Origin of the sequence: Bacillus cereus group sp. N31 (assembly GCF_016483245.1) — a bacterium.
In the GTDB taxonomy this organism is placed as follows: Bacteria; Bacillota; Bacilli; order Bacillales; family Bacillaceae_G; genus Bacillus_A; species Bacillus_A toyonensis.
In genome coordinates this window covers 451,890-475,367 of the sequence record NZ_JAEHCH010000001.1, presented here as the reverse complement: position 1 = coordinate 475,367, position 23,478 = coordinate 451,890, and the positions used below count along the sequence as shown (strand labels likewise).

The window sequence follows — 23,478 nt, the reverse complement described above, 5'->3', positions numbered from 1 at the left end:
ATGGCTTGGGTATTTTTAATTCTAGCTGGTATTTGTGAAATTATTGGTGTACTCTTTATGAAAGTAGCCACTGAAAAGAAAGGCTGGGCACCAAAAGTTATTTTAATCGCTAACTTCGGCGTAAGCTTCTTCTTCTTATCCCTTGCGATGGACACATTACCGATGGGAACTGCTTACGCGATTTGGACTGGAATCGGAACTGCCGGAAGTGCACTTCTAGGCATTCTTATTTTCCGAGAATCAGCGGATTGGCGTCGTCTTGCCTTCTTAAGCTGCATTCTATGCGGCGCTGTTGGCTTAAAACTATTAAGCTAACGCGAGGTGAATGTCATGTGGAAAGAAAAAGGAAAACAAATGTTAGCATGGATCACACTCGTGATCGCCATTCTACTGCAAGTAAGTTTTCATATAATAGAATGGTTGTTTCATAAAGTATTATCCATTCTTGCATTCCTTCCAAACATGACACTTGAAATTTTATCTATCGTTTGGTCAATTATTGCCTCCATTGCAATCGTAATTATATGGAGTATCGCCAAGCTATATAATAAGTTATTTAAAAGGACAGTTACTCTGAAAAAGAGTAACTGTCCTTTTTTATATTGATTCAGACTTTCTATAGAAGTTTGATGTGATAAGACAAAACAGACCAACTACGACAACACTCATACCAATCCCTTTATGCAAACTAGGAAATAGCGGTGGTATATCCGAATAATAGTTTGCTAATATGCAACCAATTGAAACTAAAAGTATTCCTATTCTATATAACCATTTTCTTTTGTTCATCATTCTCCCCCCTAAAATTTTTCATACACTCCTACCTTTTGGACATACTACCTAAAAAAGGAGTGGATAATATGCAAAATTCTATACATAAACAGATCCTATTTTTATTTTTCCTCTTTCTCATTCTCATTATCGTTTTCAGCTTTATATTACATACTCCAAAAGATGTTGTACCGAATAGCCTCTCTGTTTATAAACTCTTACTTTCATATTGTCGATATTGAAGAAGGTGCCTTTTATGAGGCACCTTTTAAAATTCTCTCTTCTCATACAATTTCATTGAAACGAAGGCAGATACTATGAACATGCATATTGAACTAACGAATAATAAACTGTTATATAGTTGGATTTGTTCCAGGTTGATTTCCAAGAACATAGTACAAATGGCTGTCGGTGCTATTAGCATGAAAAGCGTAATAAAAATAGCTTTTTTATATGCTAGCCAAAATGATATCGGTAAAACAAAGCTTAAATATATTAAAATAAAGCTAATACTAGCAACCATTGTCGTTTCAATAAATTCAAATAGGTTAACCCCATTCTTCATTCCCATCGTGAAACAACCGACTATTACACTTATAAAAAGAATAATAATTGCTACTATATATTTCGCATACACAATTTGTTTTCTCAATATTGGTAAACTATTTACTATCACTTCACTCTCATTTTTACTATCTGCTTCAAATGTTTTTACTGTTGCCCCAATTGTAATAATTACCGACATAATTATGAACAGATTTTCCGTATCTGTTAAGGCCATATAAAAGAAAATAGGATATAGTATGTACCAAATTAAAAATTTCCATTGAATGATGAAATCTTTTAAAATTAATTGCTTAATCATGTATTACACCTCCTAACATGAAAATGCCCCTTCTATAACTCTGCCTCCTGAAACATTTTCATTGAGAGTAACATTGATATAACTATACTTACTAACACTCCGATACCAAGAACACTCATCGCTACTGTAGCATCCTCAGAGTGAAGTACTTTTAACATAATTGTTTTATCACCAAAAACATTACACATAAGGCCAATCATACCCATTAAAGGAAAAATCATAATTACATACAAGACAGTAGTAGCTTTATTTCCTCCGATGTAATTAGTAGGTATCATTATCACACAATAAATCAAAGTTGCTACTATTGCTGAAAACATCGCATATCCAGGAATAACTATATCTCTGTCCAACAAAATATTTCCTAATATTACGACTATAATAAATAATGTAGTTGAAATATATTTAGCTATAACTATCTCTTTTCTCGTTATAGGCAAACTCACTAATACTTTTTCTGTTTTACTTTTTTCTTCATAATAAAAAGAAATATATATAATCATACTACATGTCATAAATAATCCTATTGCAATCCCCATCGGTTCTACAGAATTCCTAAAAATCAATAAAACGGGTATTAAAAAATAGAAAGGAATCATCTTCTTCTGTAAGAAAAACTCCTTCAAAATTAACTGTTGCATATGAATTCTCCTCTCTATAAATCACGGGCTCCATAAATTTTAATTGTTAGAAACATAGAAGCGATATATACACTAGCTAATATAATTCCTCCAACTATAAATAAGCTAAGATGTGATGGATTCATAATCCACTCAATGAATGAAGGTGCTGTTTCGTTCAGCCCATCCCCTATAAATATCCATGCAATTCCAGCTACTGCCATCGATGCTCCTGACAAGATACTTCTTGCTACCTTTGATTTGGTTCCGTAATAACTAGGAAAAAACGCTGCAACAAAAACCAAAGCGTAAACAGCTCCATTTACTACTCCATACCACGGAATTTCAATATACAAATTAGGATGGTATGCACCGATATCATCAATAACAGCGACACCTCTTATAAGAAAAACAACTACCATAGTTGAGACTATCCCACCTACAATAAATATTGCACAGGAAATATATCTAGCAATTATGATATCCTTTCGACTTAACGGTAAACTATTTATTACAATGTCACTTTTATTCCTTTCATCCATATAGATTAGCGTCATAACGGAGGAAAGGGTTATAAATAGACAACTCATCGGAAATAACAATTCACTCCCGGGCTCAAGTAAAAAGAACATAAGGGGCATAATAAGATTCACTAACCAAGTTACCCGAAAAAAGAACAAATCTTTATAGATGAGCTGACGCATAGGCACCTCTCCCTTTCGCAGTGTAAACGATAATATCATCTAATGTAGGCTTTTCTAGTACAACCTCATTTCCAAACCAATCGATAATTACTTGTTTATCCTTCGCTAAACCTTCAAAACCAAATTTATTTTTTCGTAATCCAACAAATAGCTCTTTTCCTTCTCGATCCAATAAATCATTACTTCCCTTTACGATTACGTAGCTCTCCATTAATTCATCTTTCTCACCAGTAAATATAATTTCCCCATCGTTGATAAAAGTAATATAATCTGCGATGCGCTCTAAGTCTGTTGTAATGTGCGTTGAGAATAATACAGATACTTCATCTTCCATTACAATTTCTTGCAATATATCAAGCAATTCACTTCGAACAACTGGGTCCAATCCTGCTGTTGGTTCATCCATAATAATAAACTCTGCATGATGCGAAAGCGCGATGGCAATCGCAAATTTCATTTTCATCCCTTTAGATAACTCTTTAATTTTTTTATACTTTGGAACTTGTAATCTCTCCATATACGATTGATACTGACATTCGTCCCACTTTTTATATAGCGGTGCAATAATAAACTTCATTTGTTCACACGTTAAATCTTCGTAGTAATGATTTTCATCATATACAAAGCCGATATTTTGTTTTATTTCCTTTTCTGCTTTCTTATTGTCCTTGCCAAAAATTTGTATATCGCCGCTCTCTTTTCTAATTAAATTCATAATCATTTTGATCGTCGTACTTTTCCCAGCACCATTCGGTCCGACAAATCCCATAATATATCCACGTGGCAGCGTAAAACTTATATTTTTCACTGCAAAATCTTGATATCTTTTACAAACGTTTTTTAGCTCTAACATTCCTTATTCCCCCTCATATAAACACGCAATCATCTGCTGTAAATCTTCAAGTGAAAGCTGCAACACTTTACTTTCTCTCACAATTTCTTCAACCTTACTTTCCAATAAACGTAAGCGCTGTTCTTTTAATAGTTCATTGTTTTTACGTGAAACATAAGTCCCCTTCCCAGCAACAGTTTCTATATATCCTTCTTTTTCAAGTTCCTCGTACGCACGCTTCGTTGTAATTACACTAATTTGTAATTCCTTCGCTAAGCTACGAATAGACGGCAGTTGGTCTCCCCCCTTTAAACCACCATTTAAAATAAGCTGGCTTAATTGTTTCCTTATTTGTACATAAATAGGGTCTTGGGAAGAATTCGAAATAATAATATTCATGTTTTCCTCCAGTGTGTATATACTGTATATATCTTATATATACAGTATATACACACCATCCTATTTTTGGCAAGAAAAAAAGACCAACATTTTCCTGTTGGTCTTTCGTATATGTATCACTTTTCAAAGCGATCTAACATTTCGTCTCTCATTCCGAAACTAACAACCGCAATTCCTACATACATAAACAGAAGGAATGCCGGATGAACTGTATTGTACCAGCTGCTATCAACAATTAAATAAATCGTTAACGCCACAACAAGAACAAACGCTAAAATAAACATATAAAAGTGTCTTGTACTACCCATGATAAACTCCTCTCTACTCTCTGCACCATTCAACAGTATATTTTATCGAATAATTCGATATGACTCAAGGTTAACTTTCTTTTATGTAATCAAGTTCTACCTTTACAATGTCCTCACATGCTATTGAAATGATTGTTCCTTGTTTATCAATCGCCGTCACTTCTCTATTATCCATTACACGATGTGCTACTCTTTCTAACACTTTTCCTTGGTCTCGATAGCAAAATTCTTTTACATCTTTAATTGTTTCTCCATTTTCTAAATGGTATACCATTCTATAACATCGATATCCCACACTTTCACCCCCGCCTTGCTCGTTTTTTCACATATACATAAAAATGAGTAATTTTTGCCTCATCACATCTTCTTAATTTCAATAAAATTCTAACAAAAATAAATACTTTTATCAAACCGACTTTTTCAACAAAACTACCTATAAAACTACATCTTTACACAATTATGAAACAAAAAATATAAAGTTTTAACATTTTCTTCACTATTTCTGCATAAAGTGAAACTTTAATCAGTGGGGATTTTTGTTCATCCCCACTGATTATTAGCCTTCACCAATCGGGCATTTACGGACAGTTTATCTCCCACCTGGCTTCTTTGCACCAGCTAAGTTTTGAGTTGGGAGTTTTACTGTCCACAAATAGCAGGACAAATTCTCCAAACAAAAAAAGAACCCGCATGTAGCGAGTTCTTTTTTATTCTAATCAAACTTGTACAGGAGCAAGCTTTTCATAACGTAAAACAGGTTTACGAGCAGCCATTGTTTCGTCTAAACGTTTAATAACTGTAGTGTGTGGTGCTTCTTGTACAACTTCTGGATTTTCTTCTACTTCTTTAGCGATTTGAATCATCTTATCAATGAAACCATCTAACGTTTCTTTTGATTCTGTTTCTGTCGGTTCAATCATAATACATTCTTCCACATTTAATGGGAAGTAAATTGTTGGTGGGTGGTAACCGAAATCAAGCAGACGTTTTGCAATATCTAATGTACGTACACCAAGTTTCTTTTGACGACGACCTGATAATACAAATTCATGCTTACAATGTCTATCGAACGGAAGATCATAGAACGGCGCTAATCTTCTCATCATATAATTCGCATTTAATACAGCATACTCAGTTACTGCACGTAGTCCATCTGGACCCATAGAACGAATGTATGTGTATGCACGAACGTTAATACCGAAGTTACCATAGAATGGTTTCACACGCCCAATTGCTTCTGGACGATCGTAATTGAAGTGGTAGCCATTTTCCGTTTTCTCTAAAATTGGTTTTGGTAAGTACGGAATTAAATCAGCTTTCACACCTACTGGACCAGAACCTGGACCACCGCCGCCATGCGGACCTGTAAATGTTTTATGAAGGTTTAAATGCACAACGTCAAATCCCATATCTCCTGGGCGCGCTTGGCTTAATACCGCATTTAAGTTTGCACCATCATAGTATAATTTACCGCCTGCATTATGGACGATTTCAGCCATTTCTAAAATATTTTCTTCGAATAGACCTAATGTATTTGGATTTGTTAACATAAGTGCTGCTGTTTCTTCGTTTACAACACGTTTTAAATCTTCTAAGTCAACAAGACCATGTTCATTCGATTTTACTGTAATTGTTTCAAAACCAGCTACAGTTGCAGATGCTGGATTCGTTCCGTGAGCAGAGTCAGGAACAATTACTTTCGTACGGTTAAAGTCACCATTTGCTTCATGGTAGGCACGAATTAACATTAAACCTGTCCATTCTCCGTGTGCACCTGCTGCTGGTTGTAATGTAACAGTATCCATACCTGTAATTTCAATTAAATGCTCTTGTAAGTCGTACATTAATTCCATTGCACCTTGTACTGTCTTTTCATCTTGAAGTGGATGAATATTTGCAAATCCTGCAAAACGAGCTACATTCTCATTAATTTTCGGATTATATTTCATCGTACAAGATCCAAGTGGATAGAATCCAGAATCCACGCCGTGGTTACGGTTTGAAAGTGCTGTATAGTGGCGCATAATGTCAAGTTCAGATACTTCTGGTAGCTCTGCATCTTCTACTCGAATATAATCGCTCTCAAATACATCTTCTAGTTTCACTTCTTCTACATCTAATTTGGGTAAGCTATATCCTACGCGTCCTTCTTTAGTCACTTCAAAAATAAGTGCTTGGTCTTGGTTCTTCATTGGATAGCCCCCATTTCGTTTACAAGTGTGTCAATTTCCTCTTTTGTACGAAGCTCAGTTACTGCTAACAGCATATGATTTTCTAATTCTTTATAATCACGGCCTAGATCATAACCACCGATAATATTCTTTTGTAGTAATGCGTCGTTTACTTCTTTCACTGGACGTTTGCAATCTACAACGAATTCATTGAAGAATGGTCCAGCAAATGTAGCTGTGAAGCCTTTCGCTTCGAATTGACGTTTTGCATATTGTGCTTTAGAAATATTTTGACGTGCCATTTCTTTCACACCTTGTTTTCCAAGTGCCGTCATTGCAACAGAAGCTGCTAATGCATTTAACGCTTGGTTTGAACAAATGTTAGATGTCGCTTTGTCACGACGAATATGCTGTTCACGTGCTTGTAGCGTTAATACAAATCCACGTTTACCATCTGAATCTACCGTTTGTCCGACAAGACGTCCTGGAATTTTACGCATAAATGCTTTCGTTGTTGCAAAGTAACCACAGTGTGGTCCACCAAACTGTGTTGGAATACCGAATGGTTGTGCATCACCGATTACAATGTCAGCACCGAATTTCCCTGGTGGTGTTAATGCGCCTAATGATAACGGATTTGAAGAAACGATAAATAATGATTTTTGTTGATGAACGATTTTTTCAATATCAGCTAACTTTTCAACTTGTCCGAAGAAGTTTGGATATTGAACGATTACACAAGCAACTGTATCGTCTACTTCGCTTTGTAATACGTCTAAATCTGTTACACCATCTTTATGATTAATTTCAACAACTTCTAGATGTTGACCTTTTGCATAAGTTTCAAGTACTGCTCTTGATTCTGGGTGCACTGCACTAGATACAAGAATTTTCTTTTTACGAGTATGGCCAGCCGCTAACATTGCCGCTTCAGCTAAAGCTGTACCTCCGTCATACATAGAAGAGTTTGCTACATCCATTCCTGTTAATTCACAAATCATTGTTTGGAATTCAAAGATTGCTTGTAATTCCCCTTGTGAAATTTCTGGTTGGTATGGCGTGTAAGCAGTATAAAACTCTGAACGAGAAATAACATGATCAACAATTACTGGAGCATAATGATCGTATACGCCTGCTCCTAAGAAAGAAGCATATTCTTTTAAATTAGCATTTTTACCAGCCATTTGAGATAGCTCTTTTAAAAGCTCTGGCTCTGATTTTGCTTCTTTAATTTTTAAATCCCCTTTAAAACGAACACTCTCTGGAATATCAGAGAATAATTCGTCGATCGTTTGAACGCCGATCGTTTGTAACATTTCTTTTTTGTCTTCTTCTGTCATTGGAAGATAACGATGCAACATGAAATCTACCCCTCTCCCCGTTACTTTGAACGTTTATAAAATGGTGTTGGAACAACTACTGCTTTGACGCGTTTATTACGAATTTCAATTTCTACTTCTGTATCAACTGCTGCGTATTTTACATCAATTAGTGCTAAACCAATGCTTTTCTTTAACGTTGGAGATTGTGTACCACTCGTTACTTCCCCGATTTTTTCTTCTCCTACAAATACAGGGTAATGCGTACGAGGAATACCGCGTTCGATCACTTCGATGCCGACTAATTTACGAGATGCACCGTTTTCTTTTTGCTCTTTTAACGTTTCTTTTCCAAAGAAATCTGCTTCTTTGTTTGGTTTTACCGCAAAGCCAATTCCTGCTTCAATCGGTGTAATATCTTTTGATAATTCTTGTCCGTATAACGGAAGTGTTGCTTCAAAGCGAAGTGTATCACGAGCACCTAAACCACATGCTTTTAAGCCCTCTTCTGCTCCAACTTCAAGAAGTTTCTCCCAAAGTTTTGCAGCATCTTCACTCTTACAGTAAATTTCGAATCCGTCTTCACCTGTGTAACCTGTACGAGATACAAGTGCAGGAATTCCATCTACAAGAATATCGTTTTTAAATTTAAAGAACTTAATTTCTTTCAAATCTTCTGACACAACTTTTTGTAAAATGCCTTCTGCTTTTGGTCCTTGAATTGCAAGCTGCGCAACTTCACTAGAAACATTGACTACTTTCGCATCGCCAATTACATGACTTGCTAACCATTCGTAATCTTTCTCGATATTTGATGCATTGATTACTAATAAATAGTCTTCTTCACCACGTTTGTAGATTAATAAATCATCTACTGTACCACCATTTTCGTAGCACATAGCTGTATATTGTGCGCCTCCTACCTTTAAGGTAGATACGTCATTTGTAACAACACGTTGTAAAAATGCTAAACTATCTACACCTTTTACCTCAACTTCTCCCATATGAGACACATCGAACAAACCTGCCGCTGTACGTACAGCTTCGTGTTCTTCTTTAATGCTTGAAAATTGAACTGGTAATTCCCAGCCACCAAAGTCGATTGTTTTCCCACCATACTTCGCGTATACATCAAATAACGGTGTACGTTGTAATGTAATCATGCTCTTTCCCCCTTATGCTCTGACAAATCAATAAAAGTTGCTTCCCATATCTAAACATTTTCATTCTGAAAAGATAGGATATACGGAATCTCACTATATTTTTTTATGAAAGCGTAAATAAAAAAGTACTTTCTTGGATAAAATACGAAAGATTCCACACATTTCACACCATTATCCTAACATCATTCGCTATATTTCATCAATATTCTAGCATAAAAAATAATTTAGAATTTTTCATTCTTAATCTTACTAAATACAACTTTTGAGATTTAATGCTTATTATTGTCTATCATATAGCCTTTAATAACGATAACAAAGCCTTCTTTCAAGGCGAATCATTATACATGTAAAAAATAATTACTTTAACTTATAAAAGGTGGGAGAGTCGTAATGAATGTTGATATTTCCGTAGATCGGACGTGGCAAAACAATTTTTTAAATAGAATTGAAGAAGATGGTCCTTGGACAAACTGGGATTTATACCATTTAGCTTATGAAACAGAAAAATCGTTACTTGTTCCTACTTTCGATGGACTACAAGCACCGAAGCACTTATCCCATTTCACACCGCTTCCTCATCAATTAGAAGTCGCTCAAAATGTTATTGAACAAATGAACGGTAAAGCGATACTAGCCGACGAAGTAGGGCTTGGAAAAACAATTGAAGCTGGACTTATTTTAAAAGAATATATGGTGCGTGGGCTTGTGAAAAAAGTACTCATACTCGTCCCAGCCTCTCTCGTGTCACAATGGGCATACGAACTAAATACAAAGTTTTTCATTCCAGCTGTAGCTCAAAAGAAAAGCTACTCGTGGGAGCAAGCTGACGTGATCGTATCATCAATTGATACTGCAAAACGTTCACCACATCGCGATATCGTTTTGAACTTAGAATATGATCTTATTATTATCGATGAAGCACATAAACTAAAAAATAATAAAACAAAAAACTATGAATTTGCACAGCGATTAAAAAAGAAGTTTTGTTTATTACTAACAGCTACTCCTGTTCAAAACAAGATTGATGAAATTTTCAACCTTGTTTCTTTATTAAAACCAGGACATTTGGGCAATCAATCCAACTTTGAAGAATACTACGCTTCAAAAAATCGTTCAGCCGAATCAGATGAAGACTTAAAAGCTCTCATTAACAAAGTAATGGTCCGAAATAGACGTCATAATACCGGAATTGATTGGCCGAAGAGGCATGTACGTACAATTTTTGTAGAGTTTAATAAAGAAGAGCAAGCTTTATATAATGCAATTGAACACTGGGGAGGACGAGATGCCTTCACATCTGCTTTCTCATCCTTAACATTAAAGCGCGAGGCATGTAGTAGCCGTGAAGCTGTGTACTATTCATTAAAAAAGCATGTAGAAAAACGTCAGAAAGAAAATGAACAATATATAAAAGATCCATATATTGATGTTCTAATGGACAATATTAATCATATTCCATTCAACTCAAAAGCAAATAAAGCTCTTGAGCTTATAAAAGAAATTGACGATAAAGTCGTCATCTTCACGGAATATCGAGCGTCACAAATGTACTTACAATGGTTTTTACAGCAGCACGGCATTTCTTCCGTTCCGTTCCGCGGTGGATTTAAACGTGGGAAAAAAGATTGGATGAAGGAACTTTTCCAAAAACACGCGCAAGTATTAATTGCAACGGAAGCTGGCGGAGAAGGAATTAACTTACAGTTTTGTAGCCATATGATCAATTATGATTTGCCATGGAACCCAATGCGTCTTGAGCAAAGAATTGGACGTATTCACCGTCTTGGTCAAAAAAATGATGTTCATATTTATAACTTAGCTACAAAGCATACTGTTGAAGAACACATTTTGAAACTGTTATATGAAAAAATAAATTTATTTGAGCGTGTTATCGGTGAACTCGATGAAATTTTAACAAGAATTAATATGAAAAACATCGATGCGCATATTCAAGAAATTTTTGCGCAATCAAAAAGCGAAGGAGAAATTCGAATTAAGATGGAAAACTTAACATCTATTATCGACTTTGCGAAGCGAAATGAAGCTGAGGTGCAAGGCTATGCAGCAACATGAAATCCATAATTATTTAAACAATTTCTTTGAGGCGAATAACTGCGAAATTTTAGGACGTTCCCCTCACCTATTAGATGTGCAGTTAACAATTGAGATGGATAAATTATTAATGAACCGCCCTTTCTATTGGCACTATCTTGAAAAAACAGGAGGCGTACCGAATCCGATGCGCCTTACTCTTATTACAAATCCAGAAAATGAAGAAAACGATGGCGAACTTATTCACTACGGTTCACCACGACTACATCAAATTTTCCAGACAACGAAAGAATTAGGCTCTTACATACGTTTATATGAGGAAATAAAGCATAACGGGGCAACGCATACACCGCTCCATCCTTGGCTCGGTGTAAATATAAAAGTGTCTTATCAATGTGATCGAAAAAAAGACATCCTTCATTCCATTGGTATTCATCTCATCTCTGGAACAATGATGGCAAATTTTCATGAAACATTAACTAACATTAAACTTACACCGAAAATACCTGACTTTTGTTTTACGCTCTCTCCTATCATTAAGCCTCAAAGCGGCTTACAACGTATAGAGGACGCTTTAAAAAATATAATTGCAGAAGATGATCATGCGTGGGCGAAAGAAGCGAGGGTACGTTGGAATCACGATTTAGATCTTTTAAATCGTTTTTATGAAGATAGTGATGAACTTCCTGAAAGCTATGAAATTGAAAAACAAGCCTTGCAAGAACAATATGAACCACGTATTACAGTGCAAATTATTAACGGTGGCCTCTTTTATGTTACCGCTAATCATTTTCTATCTTAAAAAAGCTCCTTCCGTTTTTAGAAGGAGCTTTCTTTTTAGTTATTTTCTACCCTACTCGCTATCGTCACTACGCTCTTGCTGTTTTTTCTGTGCCATACGTTTCTGCTGTGCACGATCCTTTGCGCTCACATGATTTGCATCAGTTGGAAGGTTTTCTTTCGAACGTCCAATTCCATTGCTCATCTTTCCCACTCCTTTTTACGTTTTTCAAAACACATGTTTATTTTCAGCTAGAGTTACAATCCTTATACAAAAAAATAAGAGCAGCCATTGGCTACTCTTACTCACTCACATATTTTTGAAACATATCATGGATGCCTTTATTTACGAGGTTCGAGATCTGTTCGTCAGATTTATTCGGATAACGATCGCGCAATCTGATAGATGCCTTCACCATTAAATTTTCTAATACAGAACGGCCACCTTCTCCATAAATAATTTCAGCATACTTAACAAGCCTTCCATCCTCTACTGTTGCTGGATTATGATTGAAGAAAAATTTACTCATTGTTTCCACCTCTCTCTTTGATAACGTTTACATTTATATATTTTATTTATGTTATTTATTTCACAATATTGTATGCACGTATATTTAATTAGTTTCATTATAAAGCAACATATCGATAGTACATATGTGATTTTCCGTCCATTTTGTGAACAAACCAAAATGAAAGCGTTTCCTTTATTATATACTAAAAAAACTTACTACGCTAGGGGCAATTTTTTCAATCTACTAATCCCTCAAAAATTGATATATTTTTTCTTTTCCAATCAAACCTTATACAATTTTCAGAAATTATATTATAAAATATATGTATGACTTAAGGAGGATTTGTATGAATCAAAATAAAAAAGCTATATTAGATCTTGTCTTTTATCTCGTAATCCCATTCCTCATTTGGAAATTTGCAAAACCTTATATTGATCCTTATTACGCGATGTTAATTTCCTCTGTTCCGGGGATTATTTATACACTGTATACCTTTAAAAAAGAAAAGCAGTTTAACGTGACAGGATTCTTTATTTTAATTACACTCATTTCTAATACGACGGTAGATTTATTATCTGGATCAGCTGAACGAATGTTGTGGAACGATGCGTATTATCACATCGTACTCGGTATTATCGTCATATGTACAATTTTTATAAAAAAACCACTTATGTTATATTTCGCAGCAGATATTGCAGCACTACAAGGGCATGACCGTGATAAAAGTCGTGAACTGTATCGTGATAGTCGTATATATCCAGCACTACAATATTTAACGCTATTTTTCGGGCTTCAATTTATATTAAAAAGCTTTTTAAAAATTTATTTCATCTCCGTTTTCGGTGTAGATGGCTACGGTGAAATGAGAGCGATTATGACTGCTGTCGGCTGGGGCATTTCAATTTGCATCGGAATAGGGTTCGTATGGGTGAACAATAAAATACATGCGGTTACTGAGGAAAAAGAGTCTGTACAATAGAAAAAAACCCTAGTTCCTTATTGGAGGCCACAGAAAAACATATGTGTAACGAATAGAGGTGACTTTCCGTTCAAGTTTGAACAGAAAGTCACCTCTTTCTTATCATTTTTTATTCTTTTTCTTTCATTATAAAAATAGTCTTATTTGGCAAAATTCCTTTTTTGAAGCTTTTTTCATACCCTATAAATTCTCCATTCTATTTCCATGTTACGATATATTCTTTTTTCATCAGAAAATAGAGTTTTTGCAATTCCGTCTTGTAAATTTACCCTATCATCCACTATGTGCTTCGCAAATTTTTTCTATTGAAGGCACTTTTTTATAACCATCAACACATTTTCCTTTTCCACTATTTACAAATTGTAACGTTTAATAATTATTTAAAATTATAACGGATTAATTATTTATCTTAATAACTTAGTATAAAGATTTTTCGTTTTTATTTATATGTGATATTACTTTCAAAATTTTTATGAATCTTTCCATTTTCTATATACCACATTCCGCCGTAGGGTAGACTACCACGCATTCCTTCAAGAATAGATAGTCCATCAATTGACTCTCCTGCAAATTTTAACATGTGAGGGGTGGCTAATGATGAGAAACTAAAGGTTCTTTGTGCATTCCAATTTGTATCTTTATATAATCGACGACACATTTGAATCCAGCCTAACAAAGTCCCTGTGACAATCCATGCATCAGGTTCCCCATTTGTGAAACGTGTTGCTGGACGTAACCATGAAGCAGCCTCTTCAGGCCAGTCTACTATATTTAGTACATAGCCTCCCTTTCCTTCGCTTCCTCCTTTTGTTTCCCATAATTCAGCTATAGCATAGGCTATCTCTTTCGAGACATTATCTCTCCCATGACCAATTGTAATGGATTCAATTGGTGGATGGACGGAGGTAAGTAAATTCATCAACGTACCCATTTCTATTTCTTTTTGTGGAATTAGAGATTTCGATTGTTTTAAAATTGATTTTTCTGTATTCTCAATCAAAGGAGAAAAAGAGTAACGTTTTATCTTAGACATTCTTATCATTCCTTTTTTGAGTGTTTTTCCACTGCGCATATTTTTCTGGTAAACAAACTGTGCATGGACGATATCCAGCTGCAATTGCTGTTTTTTCATCAGAAAAAAATACTCGGTATTTTATATATCCTCCCTGCGCAATTGCACGTAACGCTGAGGGACAATCTAGTTTTCCATATAACTTGCCTCGGCGGTACCCCCCTAGAGTCCCAGGTATATCACTAGTATAAATATCTCTATTTGAATCCATAAGAATATATATTTTTTTCTCGCACATGTAACAAACCACTCTTCTAATTTAATGTTTTTGTATTTTTTGGGAAAATTCCACTACTTATTATTCCGTTCCAGATCTAACAGCGCCTCCTTCATTGTTACTCCCCCCTCTATACCTTGTTAATGAACCATTTGTTCCGACTACATGGTGACCAGTACTGGATTTTCTCCAATGGCGCGAACGGTATAAGGTTTTTTAATAAGGTTTGCTATGTCTGTATATGAGTATGTTTTCCCATAACGTATTTTATTTTGGACATTCGATTAATTCCTCGGCATATAGCTTTAACTTTTCATCTTTTGGAATTAGAACATCATTTAGAAGTCTCGTTTCAATCCAATTTGTAAGCTTATACAAAGATTCATTAAGTGAACCAACATAACTCTCTTTTAGTAGTGGCAATATACATACTCCATTTGGAATACGTGACTGACAAGATGGAAGACAAATAAGCTTTGTTGTTTTTACTGCGTAATAAAATTTCCCATTGTATGATGCATCATTTTGTATGATAGCCCACCATCTCTCATCAGTTAAATTGATTTCGTCTATTGCATTTACAACTGTTGGCTTATTTTGTTTTCTCATGTAATCGCCTCCATGGAAAACTAGTATAAACCCAGAATTCATCATTTGTACGGATTTGGGAATATAAGAGCAAGATTACAAAATCAAATAAAAGAAATTTATGATAAAAATATATTAGAGTTATGTATGAAAAAACAGGAGGAATTTGATGAAAAAGTATATTAACAATACTGAATGGGATGCTCCATATTTTATAGGTGATATAACTAGTAAAATATATTGCTTTCCATGGTGTGAAAATGGACAAAAAGAACAAAATATCACAGTATTCAAATCTAGAAAAGAGGTTATGCATTCTGGCTATCTCCCTTGTAAAAATTGTTGTTCCATTCTCCCACATGGTTCTTGGCAAGATTTTGAGCAAGAGATAAAATTATTCGTGCCTAAGGAATTTGCTTTCAAAGAGAACTTACAATACCTACAACGTTCTCCAAATGAATGTATGTATGATATTAAAGATGATAAGATCTATCGTATATTATCTATAGAACAAGAAAAACCATTAATTGAAATTAGCGCGGACGAAGAAGATAATCTTGTTATACGCTTTATAAATAATACAGTTATACAACCAAAATGGATTCGTGCGACTGTTGCTAGTTTTGTACGTGAATGGTTTGATTTAGACACTAATCTATCTCCCTTTTATGTTTTAGCTGAAAAAGATAAATTATTAAATACGCCTATCAAAGAGCACTATGGCTTACGTAATATGGGAATTCCCGATTTATTTGAAGCCTTATGTTGGGGAATTCTTGGACAGCAAATCAACCTCACCTATGCGTATACATTGAAAAGACGTTTAGTAGAAAATTTTGGTGAACATGTGGAATGGAATGGAAATAAATATTGGATTTTCCCACTGCCACAAAAGATTGCTAAATTGACTGTCGAAGATTTACTTCCATTAAAAATGACCATAAAGAAATGTGAGTATTTGATTGGTGTTGCACAACTTATGGTAGACGGAAAATTAACAAAACAATCCTTGTTACATACTAATGACCATAAAAAAGCTGAAAAACTTTTAGTTAGTATTCGTGGTATTGGTCCATGGACAGCGAATTACGTTCTAATGCGATGCTTGCGGTTTCCTACTGCTTTTCCAATCGATGATGTCGGTTTGCATAATGTAATTAAGCTACTCACAGGATCTGAAACAACACCAACAAAAAAAGAAATTAAAGAATATGCTACCACTTGGACAAATTGGGAATCCTATGCAACGTTTTATTTATGGAGAACCCTATATTGATATATCATTTTCTACCATAGTTAAATACCAGGAGGATAGGGATGAAAAATACAATTAGAACACAAATTTTTGAACTTATTGATCCAGAATATCAAAAATTTTCAGCAGCACTCATACCTAATATTGATAATGTTTTGGGTGTTCGACTACCCGAATTACGTAAAATAGCAAAGAAGATTGCAAAGGATGATTGGCGAACTTATCTAAAAACAGCCGAAGATGAATATTTTGAGGAAATTATGTTACAAGGTATGGTTATTGGCTATGTTAAAACGGATATTAATGACCAATTATCTTATGTAGCTTCTTTCGTACCCAAAATAGATAATTGGTCAGTTTGCGATAGTTTCTGCATAGGACTTAAATTTACCAAAGAACATAGAGAGGCTGTATGGGAATTTTTACAGTCTTATCTTTCATCAAAAAATGAATATGAAGTTCGATTTGGCGTAGTTATGCTTTTAGACTTTTATATTGAAAATGGGTACATTAGTAAAGTTCTAACTCTACTCGATAACACAAAACATAATGGTTTTTACGCAAAAATGGCTATTGCTTGGGCGGTGTCTATCTGCTATATAAAGTTCCCCGATTTAACATTGGACTATTTAAAACATAATACTCTCGATGATTTCACTTATAATAAAGCTTTGCAAAAAATTACAGAATCTTATCGTGTAGATAAAGAAACGAAAGCTCTCATTCGTAGTATGAAACGGAAACACTTTAAATAAACTAAAAATAATGACTGCAAAAAAAAACACAGAAAAAGCATTTTTCCTGTGTTTTTTATTTTCTTTTTATTCTGTTTTCTTGCAATGGACAAAAGAAGGTTTCCATTCTGACAAGTCCTGATAAACAAACGTTATATTGTCACATATTTTGTCTGCAACTCTATACATATGTTCTATATCATTAGCCGTAAATAATATACTTCCTTTGCGTTGAGTACTGTCTACAATAGTTGGTATGGTGTCACCCTCTTTTACTAATAGATCAATTAATACGACCTCGGATATGTTAGCTAACTCTTTATACTTAATTTCTTTTATGCAACCTGGTTTTGGAATTAGACTTAAAGACATAGCTTGACATTTTGAAGGTACACATCTGAATTCATCTATAGTCTCAGTAGCTAACGCATCATAATAGTATCCAAATTGAGATATGCCGGTTGTTAGTTCCACCATCTTCCAGATGTTTCCGCCACCTATTCTAACTTGAGACTCTATGATTATTGGCTTATTGTGTTTATCTATCTTTATTTCTGTATGAGTAATACCTTTTTCCATTTGCATGTCATCCAAAAATAGCATTACTTTCTCCATAATTAATTTTTTTTGAGATTCATCTATAGGTGCCGGCATAATAGTATAATTTATTATAAACGTATCTTCTTTAAATACTTCAGCTGATATAGCTAGTATAGAATGTTTTTTGTTATACGTAACGGTTTCAACCGTATAAACTACATCACCTTCAATGTACTCTTCCACTAAAACAGGTAGTTGAATACCATTTTCTTTAATAAATATCCCTACGTAATCTCCCGTGTCTAGCTTAGATACTCCTTTACCCCCTGCCCCAATCGGCGGCTTTATTATAATACTATCCTTTTTGTTCAAAAATTCATTAATGTCTTCAATAGTATTGCAAACTGTCGAATCTATCGAAAAGTCTTTGTCTGCTAGAATTTCACGCATCATGTCTTTATTGCGGGTTATCATATTAGCATTGTAAGAAGGTCCTTTAACATTAAAAATCTTTGCAATTATGCAAGCCGTATCTAATGCTGTTTCGTTGAAAGATACAACCACATCAAAGGCTTTCTCTTTGAATAATTCTTCAGCATAGTATATAGACAAGGGTATGTTTGTTGTGTCTAATTCCTTTTTATAGAAACATTTTTCTAATATAGCACCATCAAAGTATATGTGTTTAGCGTAAGATCCTATATACGAAACAGTATATCCACTGTCTAATGCATCTTGTATAGGCTTTGTCCATCCCCCTATAAATAAAATGTGTGGTTTATTTTCTATGTCAGTTTCTTTTAATACCTTATACATCATAATCATCCCCTCTAAAATGAACTCGTATATTCAATATCATTTCCTTTTGATACACCTCGTCTTAACAACGCCACTAAACACAATGTTGTTCCGAATCCTCCTATAAATAACGTAATTTGAAGCCCAAATATCGAAATTAAAAATGCACTAGCAAAACTCCCCAATGCCCAAGCTCCCCAATTCAGCGTACGCTGTACAGCATTTACTCGACCTAGCATGTGATTTGGTGAGGCAAGTTGTCGTATAGTTGCAGCGTAAGGGCCAAATACACCTTCTCCCATACCATGTATGATACTTGCGGCTACTATACCGTAAACTGTTCCCATATATCCCATTATTGGTATAAAGGCCAAACCGGTAACTGATACAGTAGCGCTATAAATAAGCATTTTTGTATTATTAATTTGTTGACTTTTTTTCATGAGTATCGTATTACCTATTAAAAATCCCACCGCTGCTGAACCTACAACAAACCCTATTTCAATTTCAGATAGACCCATTACCTTATAAAGGAATATTACTAAAATGCTATTTAGTATGTACTTAAAAAAACCGTAAACAGCGCCACAGGTTACAATCGGCTCTAATACAGGGTGTTTTTTGAAATATATCAAGCCTTCATATATGTTTTGGTATATGGATTTTATATTTACGTCTTTTAAGGTACCCTCTGTATGCGGTTTAAACTTTGAAATAAACAATACAAATACAAAACAAACAAAATACGTTACTGCGTCAACAGTAAATGAGCCTGTTAATCCAACTAGAGTAATGATAATTCCAGCTAGCATAGGACCAATTACTATAGAAAGAGACTCCGAAAGTGCTAGTTGAGCATTTCCTTTTTTTAACTGATCTTTATCTGTTACTATTTCTGGTAAGAAAGAAGGAATGGCGATATTATAAAATGTAGTAAATATTCCATTTAAAAACATGATAAACACCAATAAAGGGAACGTTATAATATTAGTTACAGTCAGTATGAATACTGATAAAAATAGTACACCTTGACATATACTACAAATTAGCAAAACATTTTTTCTATGAAAGATGTCTATCAAAGCACCAGCTACTAACCCGAAAATTAGATAAGGGACGAATATAACCCCACGAAGCATAGCAGCATTTGCTTCACTTGTTTGTAACACCTCTAATGCAAAAAGTGGCAAAGCTACTATTGTAAACTGAGTACCTAATAAACTTATAGATTGTCCTAGCCAAAGCTTGTGAAAATTATAATGTTTGCTATCTTTCATAATAACCCCCCATTAATTTACATTTATAAATTACCAAGTTTACGATATAAGTAAACTTAGTTAAAATCCACCTTTCACTTAATGTCTGTACTACATAAAAATTCGAAACCTGTTATAAAAACGATTTTAGTTCCGAAATGAAGACTTGATGTTTTTAATCATAACGTTAGGGCTCAAAACCCTTCTGACTAATGAAAAGTTCATCTTCCGAAAAATACTGCCGCATTCGTTTATGAACCAATTGGTAGACGGATGGATGATACCACTCTTCCATTCCTAGACTTCTATATAACGCTTGTAAGCCCATCCTGTGTGTTCGTTTACCACCGCTGCCATCCCCCATAAAATAATCGTCAATACATACACGGTTAACCAAAGGGCGCAATATTTCTGCAAATCCCTCGCTACTTGGTAATATGGGTGCAATGGCAACCTGTGCAGGAATACCGAATTCCGCAAGCAGTTCGAGTGTTTTAAGTCTTGCTGGAATAGGGGGAGCATAGGGCGTAAAATGCTTGCGAATATCTTCCCTATCGGTCTCTACTGTCATACTTACCCGAACTTTAGTTCCCAACTGTTGCAGCATCTTTATGCCCCTACGGACAAGTGGACTTCGTGTTTGAACAAGCAAGAAGTCCGGGGGATTGTCGACCATAATTTCCAGTAAAGACTGCGTAATTTTCTCCTTGTGTTCAATTGGTTGATAAGGGTCCGTACTGGATGACATGAAAATGGTGACCGTGCCTTTAGTCTTAGCTCTAAGCAATTCTTTTTGGAATGTGAGTGCAGCATCTTTTTTAATATCTACCCAAGTCCCCCATTCCGAGTTACGAAAGATGGAGACAGGCATTTGCCGCACATAGCAATACGAGCAGGCGAACGCACATCCCGTATAAGGATTCAACGAATGACTATAGCCGGACAAAAAACCAGTCCCCTTATTCAGCAGTGTTTTAGGTGTTTTATATAAATATTCAATTGTCATCCTCAATCACCTACTAAATCATATCTGTCGTATGGATTGGAGAAGAAGCAACAATCCTGAATTGTTACATGCTTATAAGGATGTAATTTGGGTCTGGGTTCACTTCGCATCATGAAATATAACCCCCAGACTATACCGCATTCCCGAATTGACGGTACCGACGCCATGTCGCAGAGCCACCTTGTAATATCCACGCGTCCCCAATATCGGTCGATATTGAGTTGGAAAAATGAGACCTTCACCCCGATTAAGCGTAATGACATGACCTCTGCTCTGTGCCCGTGGTCGCTGTTCAATGAGTAAAAATTCACCGCCTGTATAGTCTTCGTTCTGTTGATTCAGAGTAAACACGACTTGAAAAGGAAAGAATATATCCCCGTACAAATCCTGATGGAGGCAATTGTAGCCCCCTGCTTCATACTTCAAAATTAGCGGAGTAGGGCGATTCTGCCCCGCCTGGTGACATTGATCAAGAAACATCGCCAGGGTTTCTGGGTATTCGGGTGATCTATTCAACTGTTCCAGCCAGCGATTTGCCGCTTTGGCTAGCTCTGGATACAAGTTATCCCGGATTTGTTGTAACCGATTAGGAAGAGGCGAATGATAATATTTGTACTCCCCGATTCCAAAACGATATCGGTTCATGTCGATGGTCTTGCGATATAGAGATTCGTCTTCATAGCCTTTGATTAGACTCGCACATGATTCCGCATTTAGAAGAGGCGGCAGTTTAGCGTATCCCTGTTTATCAAGCATTTGATGTAACTCAGCCCAGTTAAGTTCGGCTAAAGATGCTATATGCTGATCAGACATGTTGTAATTCCTTCCTACTGTTTGTAAAGCCTCGTTCAAGTTCCAGCAATTTCGTTTTCATTTCTATTCCGCCGCGATAGCCCGTCAGCGATCCATTTTTCCCGATAACGCGATGGCATGGAACAGTAATGAGGATCGGATTCATTCCAATAGCCTTCCCAATGGCCCGAACCGCAGTCGGTTTTTGAATTTGTTGAGCAATATCCGAGTAAGATCGAGTTTGACCGTACGGAATATCACATAGAGCCTTCCATACAGCTTCCTGAAAAGGTGTGCCGCGATAAAAGATTGGAATGCTGAACCGATTGAGCTTGCCTTGAAAATAATGAACAAGCTCATCTGCAAAAAGTTGCAATTTTTCGTCATCTCGAATCAGGTCGTTTCCAGGCCAATAATGATTTGCCCATTTCACCAATTCTTCGCATGGCTGATTTTGTGATCCGACAAAACATAGGCCATTATCTGTTGCGGCAATGTACATCTTCCAGTTTTCATAAGAAAACAAGGACCAATAGAGAGAATTGCTTTTTTTAGATGTCATTTGAAAACGCCTCCTTCAGGTTTTGTTTTTGCTGTCTACGATAAGCTTCCGGCGTTTGTCCGGTTTTCTTCTTAAACAGCGTGATAAAATATGGTGTGTTGGAAAGGCCGACAGACTCACCAACTTCAGAAACTGGGTCATCCAAAGTAGTCAATAACATTTTCGCTTTTTCTATTCGAACATGCTGGATGTAGTCCACCGGGGTCATGCCTTTGATTTTTTTAAAAGTTCTATGCAAGTGATAAGGGGTTCCATGACTCAGAAGCGCAAGAGCTTCAAGCGTCAACTTTTCATCACAGTGGCTATCCACATATTCGGTTATGAAAGCAATCCACTCTTCATCGGGTAATCTTTGCCCGGTTGGCTTGCACCGTTTGCAGGGACGAAAATGTGCGGCTAGTGCTTGATCACTATTTTCAAAAAAGCCAATGTTTGCTCTTTTGGGTACTCTTGATTTGCAAGAAGGCCGACAAAAAATCCCTGTTGTTTTCACTGCATAAAAAAAATGTCCGTCATAAGAAGCATTATTATCTACAACAGCTTTCCATTGTTCATCAGAAACAGGGAAGGGTAGAATTGGATTGTCAGAGTCTGGTTGTTGATTAATTCGGTTTGGATTCGTTTTCCAATCGTATTTCATTTTGAATCACCTCTAGCTTCAGTATAAACCTGGAGCGAGTTATTGTAAGCATTTTGAAATGTAACAGCAAGATAACGAAATTACAATAACGGGTTGTTGTGTAATCATGCGTAGTCTGATTCATATGATTGGAGAAGATGAAAAACCTGTGAAGCCAAGTATCAGGTTTGAATTCAATACGTCATAAATATACACTTGGAGTGGATCATTTGTTGTATCATCAAAACCACCCGTTCATGACGGGTGGTTTTGATTAATTTAAGGCTTTGTCTACAGCATTCACTATACTTATATAGTCTGATTCAATTTGTTTCTTGTCTTTGTGACACAGTGCAACAAACCCGATAGAGAAGCTATCAAATAAGTCTCTTGTTTGCTCTATATATTGACCTTCTTGTATATTCAATGAAAAAAGAGCATAAGAAATACTATGACGAATAAATAGTTTCGTAGAAAGCTATATTTGAACTGGATTGTTGGAAACGAACATATCCCGAACTCATCCAATGCCCCTAGAAAGTTCTCCCGTTCGAGAGCCCAAGT

The 23,478-nt window shown here is 35.5% G+C and carries 29 protein-coding genes and 2 pseudogenes; 8 read left to right on the top strand and 23 right to left on the bottom strand.

Going from position 1 to position 23,478, the window contains the following annotated elements:
- Both JDS81_RS02550 and JDS81_RS02545 read left to right on the top strand, forming a co-directional pair.
- A complete protein-coding gene (locus JDS81_RS02550) occupies positions 1-315 on the top strand; it encodes a DMT family transporter (RefSeq protein WP_000312621.1) in 315 nt (104 codons plus the stop codon).
- Positions 316-330: 15 nt separating this feature from the next.
- The gene (locus tag JDS81_RS02545; protein ID WP_097952985.1) at positions 331-606 is read left to right on the top strand and encodes a DUF3975 family protein; all 276 of its coding nucleotides are present in this window, start codon (positions 331-333) and stop codon (positions 604-606) included.
- On the opposite strand, the gene JDS81_RS02540 is transcribed toward JDS81_RS02545, so the two are convergent.
- The 11 genes from JDS81_RS02540 to gcvT form a co-directional block, all read right to left on the bottom strand.
- The gene (locus JDS81_RS02540; protein WP_142316298.1) at positions 598-789 is read right to left on the bottom strand and encodes a hypothetical protein; all 192 of its coding nucleotides are present in this window, start codon (positions 787-789) and stop codon (positions 598-600) included. The genes JDS81_RS02545 and JDS81_RS02540 overlap by 9 nt on opposite strands.
- A 250-nt stretch (positions 790-1,039) precedes the next feature.
- Positions 1,040-1,636 (bottom strand): ABC-2 transporter permease, encoded by a 597-nt coding sequence (locus JDS81_RS02535; protein WP_142312423.1) that lies wholly within the window; start codon positions 1,634-1,636, stop codon positions 1,040-1,042.
- A 32-nt stretch (positions 1,637-1,668) separates the two neighbouring features.
- Positions 1,669-2,277 carry an ABC-2 transporter permease gene (locus JDS81_RS02530; RefSeq protein WP_097952983.1) on the bottom strand — a complete coding sequence of 203 codons (609 nt, stop codon included), beginning with the start codon at positions 2,275-2,277 and terminating at the stop codon, positions 1,669-1,671.
- A gap of 14 nt (positions 2,278-2,291) precedes the next feature.
- A complete protein-coding gene (locus tag JDS81_RS02525; protein WP_097952982.1) occupies positions 2,292-2,960 on the bottom strand; it encodes an ABC-2 transporter permease in 669 nt (222 codons plus the stop codon).
- Entirely contained in the window at positions 2,941-3,813 is an 873-nt protein-coding gene (locus JDS81_RS02520) for an ABC transporter ATP-binding protein (protein WP_097952981.1), read from the bottom strand. Before JDS81_RS02520 ends, JDS81_RS02525 begins: the two co-directional genes overlap by 20 nt.
- Before the next feature lie 3 nt (positions 3,814-3,816).
- Positions 3,817-4,191, bottom strand: coding sequence for a GntR family transcriptional regulator (locus JDS81_RS02515; protein ID WP_001021359.1), 375 nt, complete (start codon positions 4,189-4,191; stop codon positions 3,817-3,819).
- Positions 4,192-4,307: 116 nt separating this feature from the next.
- Positions 4,308-4,499 (bottom strand): hypothetical protein, encoded by a 192-nt coding sequence (locus JDS81_RS02510; RefSeq protein WP_000535934.1) that lies wholly within the window; start codon positions 4,497-4,499, stop codon positions 4,308-4,310.
- Positions 4,500-4,569: 70 nt separating this feature from the next.
- Positions 4,570-4,773, bottom strand: a complete 204-nt coding sequence (locus tag JDS81_RS02505; RefSeq protein ID WP_002039587.1) for a DUF3929 family protein — start codon at positions 4,771-4,773, stop codon at positions 4,570-4,572.
- A 442-nt stretch (positions 4,774-5,215) separates the two neighbouring features.
- Positions 5,216-6,691 carry an aminomethyl-transferring glycine dehydrogenase subunit 2 gene (gene gcvPB, locus JDS81_RS02500; RefSeq protein ID WP_000795710.1) on the bottom strand — a complete coding sequence of 492 codons (1,476 nt, stop codon included), beginning with the start codon at positions 6,689-6,691 and terminating at the stop codon, positions 5,216-5,218.
- Positions 6,688-8,031: an aminomethyl-transferring glycine dehydrogenase subunit 1 gene (gcvPA, locus tag JDS81_RS02495; protein WP_000903224.1), complete on the bottom strand. Its 1,344-nt coding sequence runs from the start codon at positions 8,029-8,031 to the stop codon at positions 6,688-6,690. Before gcvPA ends, gcvPB begins: the two co-directional genes overlap by 4 nt.
- A 20-nt stretch (positions 8,032-8,051) precedes the next feature.
- Complete coding sequence (gene gcvT / locus JDS81_RS02490) at positions 8,052-9,152, bottom strand: glycine cleavage system aminomethyltransferase GcvT (RefSeq protein WP_000631761.1); 1,101 nt, start codon at positions 9,150-9,152, stop codon at positions 8,052-8,054.
- Positions 9,153-9,542: 390 nt separating this feature from the next.
- Between gcvT and JDS81_RS02485 the strand changes: the two genes are divergently transcribed.
- Positions 9,543-11,225 carry a DEAD/DEAH box helicase gene (locus tag JDS81_RS02485; RefSeq protein WP_001100044.1) on the top strand — a complete coding sequence of 561 codons (1,683 nt, stop codon included), beginning with the start codon at positions 9,543-9,545 and terminating at the stop codon, positions 11,223-11,225.
- Entirely contained in the window at positions 11,212-12,006 is a 795-nt protein-coding gene (locus tag JDS81_RS02480; protein ID WP_001183954.1) for a YqhG family protein, read from the top strand. Before JDS81_RS02485 ends, JDS81_RS02480 begins: the two co-directional genes overlap by 14 nt.
- Before the next feature lie 51 nt (positions 12,007-12,057).
- Here JDS81_RS02480 and JDS81_RS30735 read toward each other — a convergent pair whose 3' ends face one another.
- Complete coding sequence (locus JDS81_RS30735; protein WP_000064664.1) at positions 12,058-12,189, bottom strand: hypothetical protein; 132 nt, start codon at positions 12,187-12,189, stop codon at positions 12,058-12,060.
- A 97-nt stretch (positions 12,190-12,286) separates the two neighbouring features.
- Complete coding sequence (locus tag JDS81_RS02475) at positions 12,287-12,514, bottom strand: hypothetical protein (RefSeq protein WP_000032702.1); 228 nt, start codon at positions 12,512-12,514, stop codon at positions 12,287-12,289.
- 72 nt (positions 12,515-12,586) lie between these two features.
- On the opposite strand from JDS81_RS02475, the pseudogene JDS81_RS30260 reads away from it, so the two are divergent.
- Both JDS81_RS30260 and JDS81_RS02470 read left to right on the top strand, forming a co-directional pair.
- Positions 12,587-12,702 (top strand): annotated as a pseudogene (locus JDS81_RS30260) (GTP pyrophosphokinase).
- A 140-nt stretch (positions 12,703-12,842) separates the two neighbouring features.
- Positions 12,843-13,475, top strand: coding sequence for a VC0807 family protein (locus JDS81_RS02470; RefSeq protein ID WP_001073100.1), 633 nt, complete (start codon positions 12,843-12,845; stop codon positions 13,473-13,475).
- A gap of 439 nt (positions 13,476-13,914) precedes the next feature.
- Here the strand turns inward: JDS81_RS02470 and JDS81_RS02465 are convergent, their stop codons facing one another.
- From JDS81_RS02465 to JDS81_RS30255, 4 genes and pseudogenes are all read right to left on the bottom strand, one after another.
- Positions 13,915-14,508 (bottom strand): hypothetical protein, encoded by a 594-nt coding sequence (locus JDS81_RS02465; RefSeq protein ID WP_087969675.1) that lies wholly within the window; start codon positions 14,506-14,508, stop codon positions 13,915-13,917.
- A complete protein-coding gene (locus tag JDS81_RS02460) occupies positions 14,501-14,785 on the bottom strand; it encodes an Ada metal-binding domain-containing protein (protein WP_097952980.1) in 285 nt (94 codons plus the stop codon). Before JDS81_RS02460 ends, JDS81_RS02465 begins: the two co-directional genes overlap by 8 nt.
- A gap of 140 nt (positions 14,786-14,925) precedes the next feature.
- Positions 14,926-14,997 (bottom strand): hypothetical protein, encoded by a 72-nt coding sequence (locus tag JDS81_RS31030; RefSeq protein ID WP_371399163.1) that lies wholly within the window; start codon positions 14,995-14,997, stop codon positions 14,926-14,928.
- A gap of 202 nt (positions 14,998-15,199) precedes the next feature.
- Positions 15,200-15,373 (bottom strand): annotated as a pseudogene (locus JDS81_RS30255) (Ada metal-binding domain-containing protein); the annotation flags it as partial.
- 148 nt (positions 15,374-15,521) lie between these two features.
- On the opposite strand from JDS81_RS30255, the gene JDS81_RS02445 reads away from it, so the two are divergent.
- Together JDS81_RS02445 and JDS81_RS02440 are read left to right on the top strand one after the other, a co-directional pair.
- A complete protein-coding gene (locus tag JDS81_RS02445) occupies positions 15,522-16,628 on the top strand; it encodes a DNA glycosylase (RefSeq protein ID WP_097952978.1) in 1,107 nt (368 codons plus the stop codon).
- Positions 16,629-16,669: 41 nt separating this feature from the next.
- The gene (locus JDS81_RS02440; RefSeq protein WP_097952977.1) at positions 16,670-17,362 is read left to right on the top strand and encodes a DNA alkylation repair protein; all 693 of its coding nucleotides are present in this window, start codon (positions 16,670-16,672) and stop codon (positions 17,360-17,362) included.
- 66 nt (positions 17,363-17,428) lie between these two features.
- Here JDS81_RS02440 and JDS81_RS02435 read toward each other — a convergent pair whose 3' ends face one another.
- The 6 genes from JDS81_RS02435 to JDS81_RS02410 form a co-directional block, all read right to left on the bottom strand.
- Positions 17,429-18,697, bottom strand: a complete 1,269-nt coding sequence (locus tag JDS81_RS02435; RefSeq protein ID WP_142316297.1) for an ATP-grasp domain-containing protein — start codon at positions 18,695-18,697, stop codon at positions 17,429-17,431.
- 14 nt (positions 18,698-18,711) lie between these two features.
- Complete coding sequence (locus JDS81_RS02430; protein ID WP_097952975.1) at positions 18,712-19,956, bottom strand: MFS transporter; 1,245 nt, start codon at positions 19,954-19,956, stop codon at positions 18,712-18,714.
- A 166-nt stretch (positions 19,957-20,122) separates the two neighbouring features.
- Positions 20,123-20,941, bottom strand: a complete 819-nt coding sequence (locus JDS81_RS02425) for an SPL family radical SAM protein (protein ID WP_097952973.1) — start codon at positions 20,939-20,941, stop codon at positions 20,123-20,125.
- Between the two features lie 99 nt (positions 20,942-21,040).
- On the bottom strand, positions 21,041-21,754 hold the full coding sequence (locus JDS81_RS02420; protein ID WP_097952970.1) for a 2OG-Fe(II) oxygenase: 714 nt from the start codon (positions 21,752-21,754) through the stop codon (positions 21,041-21,043).
- A complete protein-coding gene (locus JDS81_RS02415) occupies positions 21,747-22,295 on the bottom strand; it encodes a methylated-DNA--[protein]-cysteine S-methyltransferase (RefSeq protein WP_087969684.1) in 549 nt (182 codons plus the stop codon). The genes JDS81_RS02420 and JDS81_RS02415 overlap by 8 nt, the downstream gene beginning before the upstream one ends.
- On the bottom strand, positions 22,285-22,935 hold the full coding sequence (locus tag JDS81_RS02410; protein WP_097952968.1) for a bifunctional transcriptional activator/DNA repair enzyme AdaA: 651 nt from the start codon (positions 22,933-22,935) through the stop codon (positions 22,285-22,287). Before JDS81_RS02410 ends, JDS81_RS02415 begins: the two co-directional genes overlap by 11 nt.
- Between the last annotated feature and the right edge of the window lie 543 nt (positions 22,936-23,478).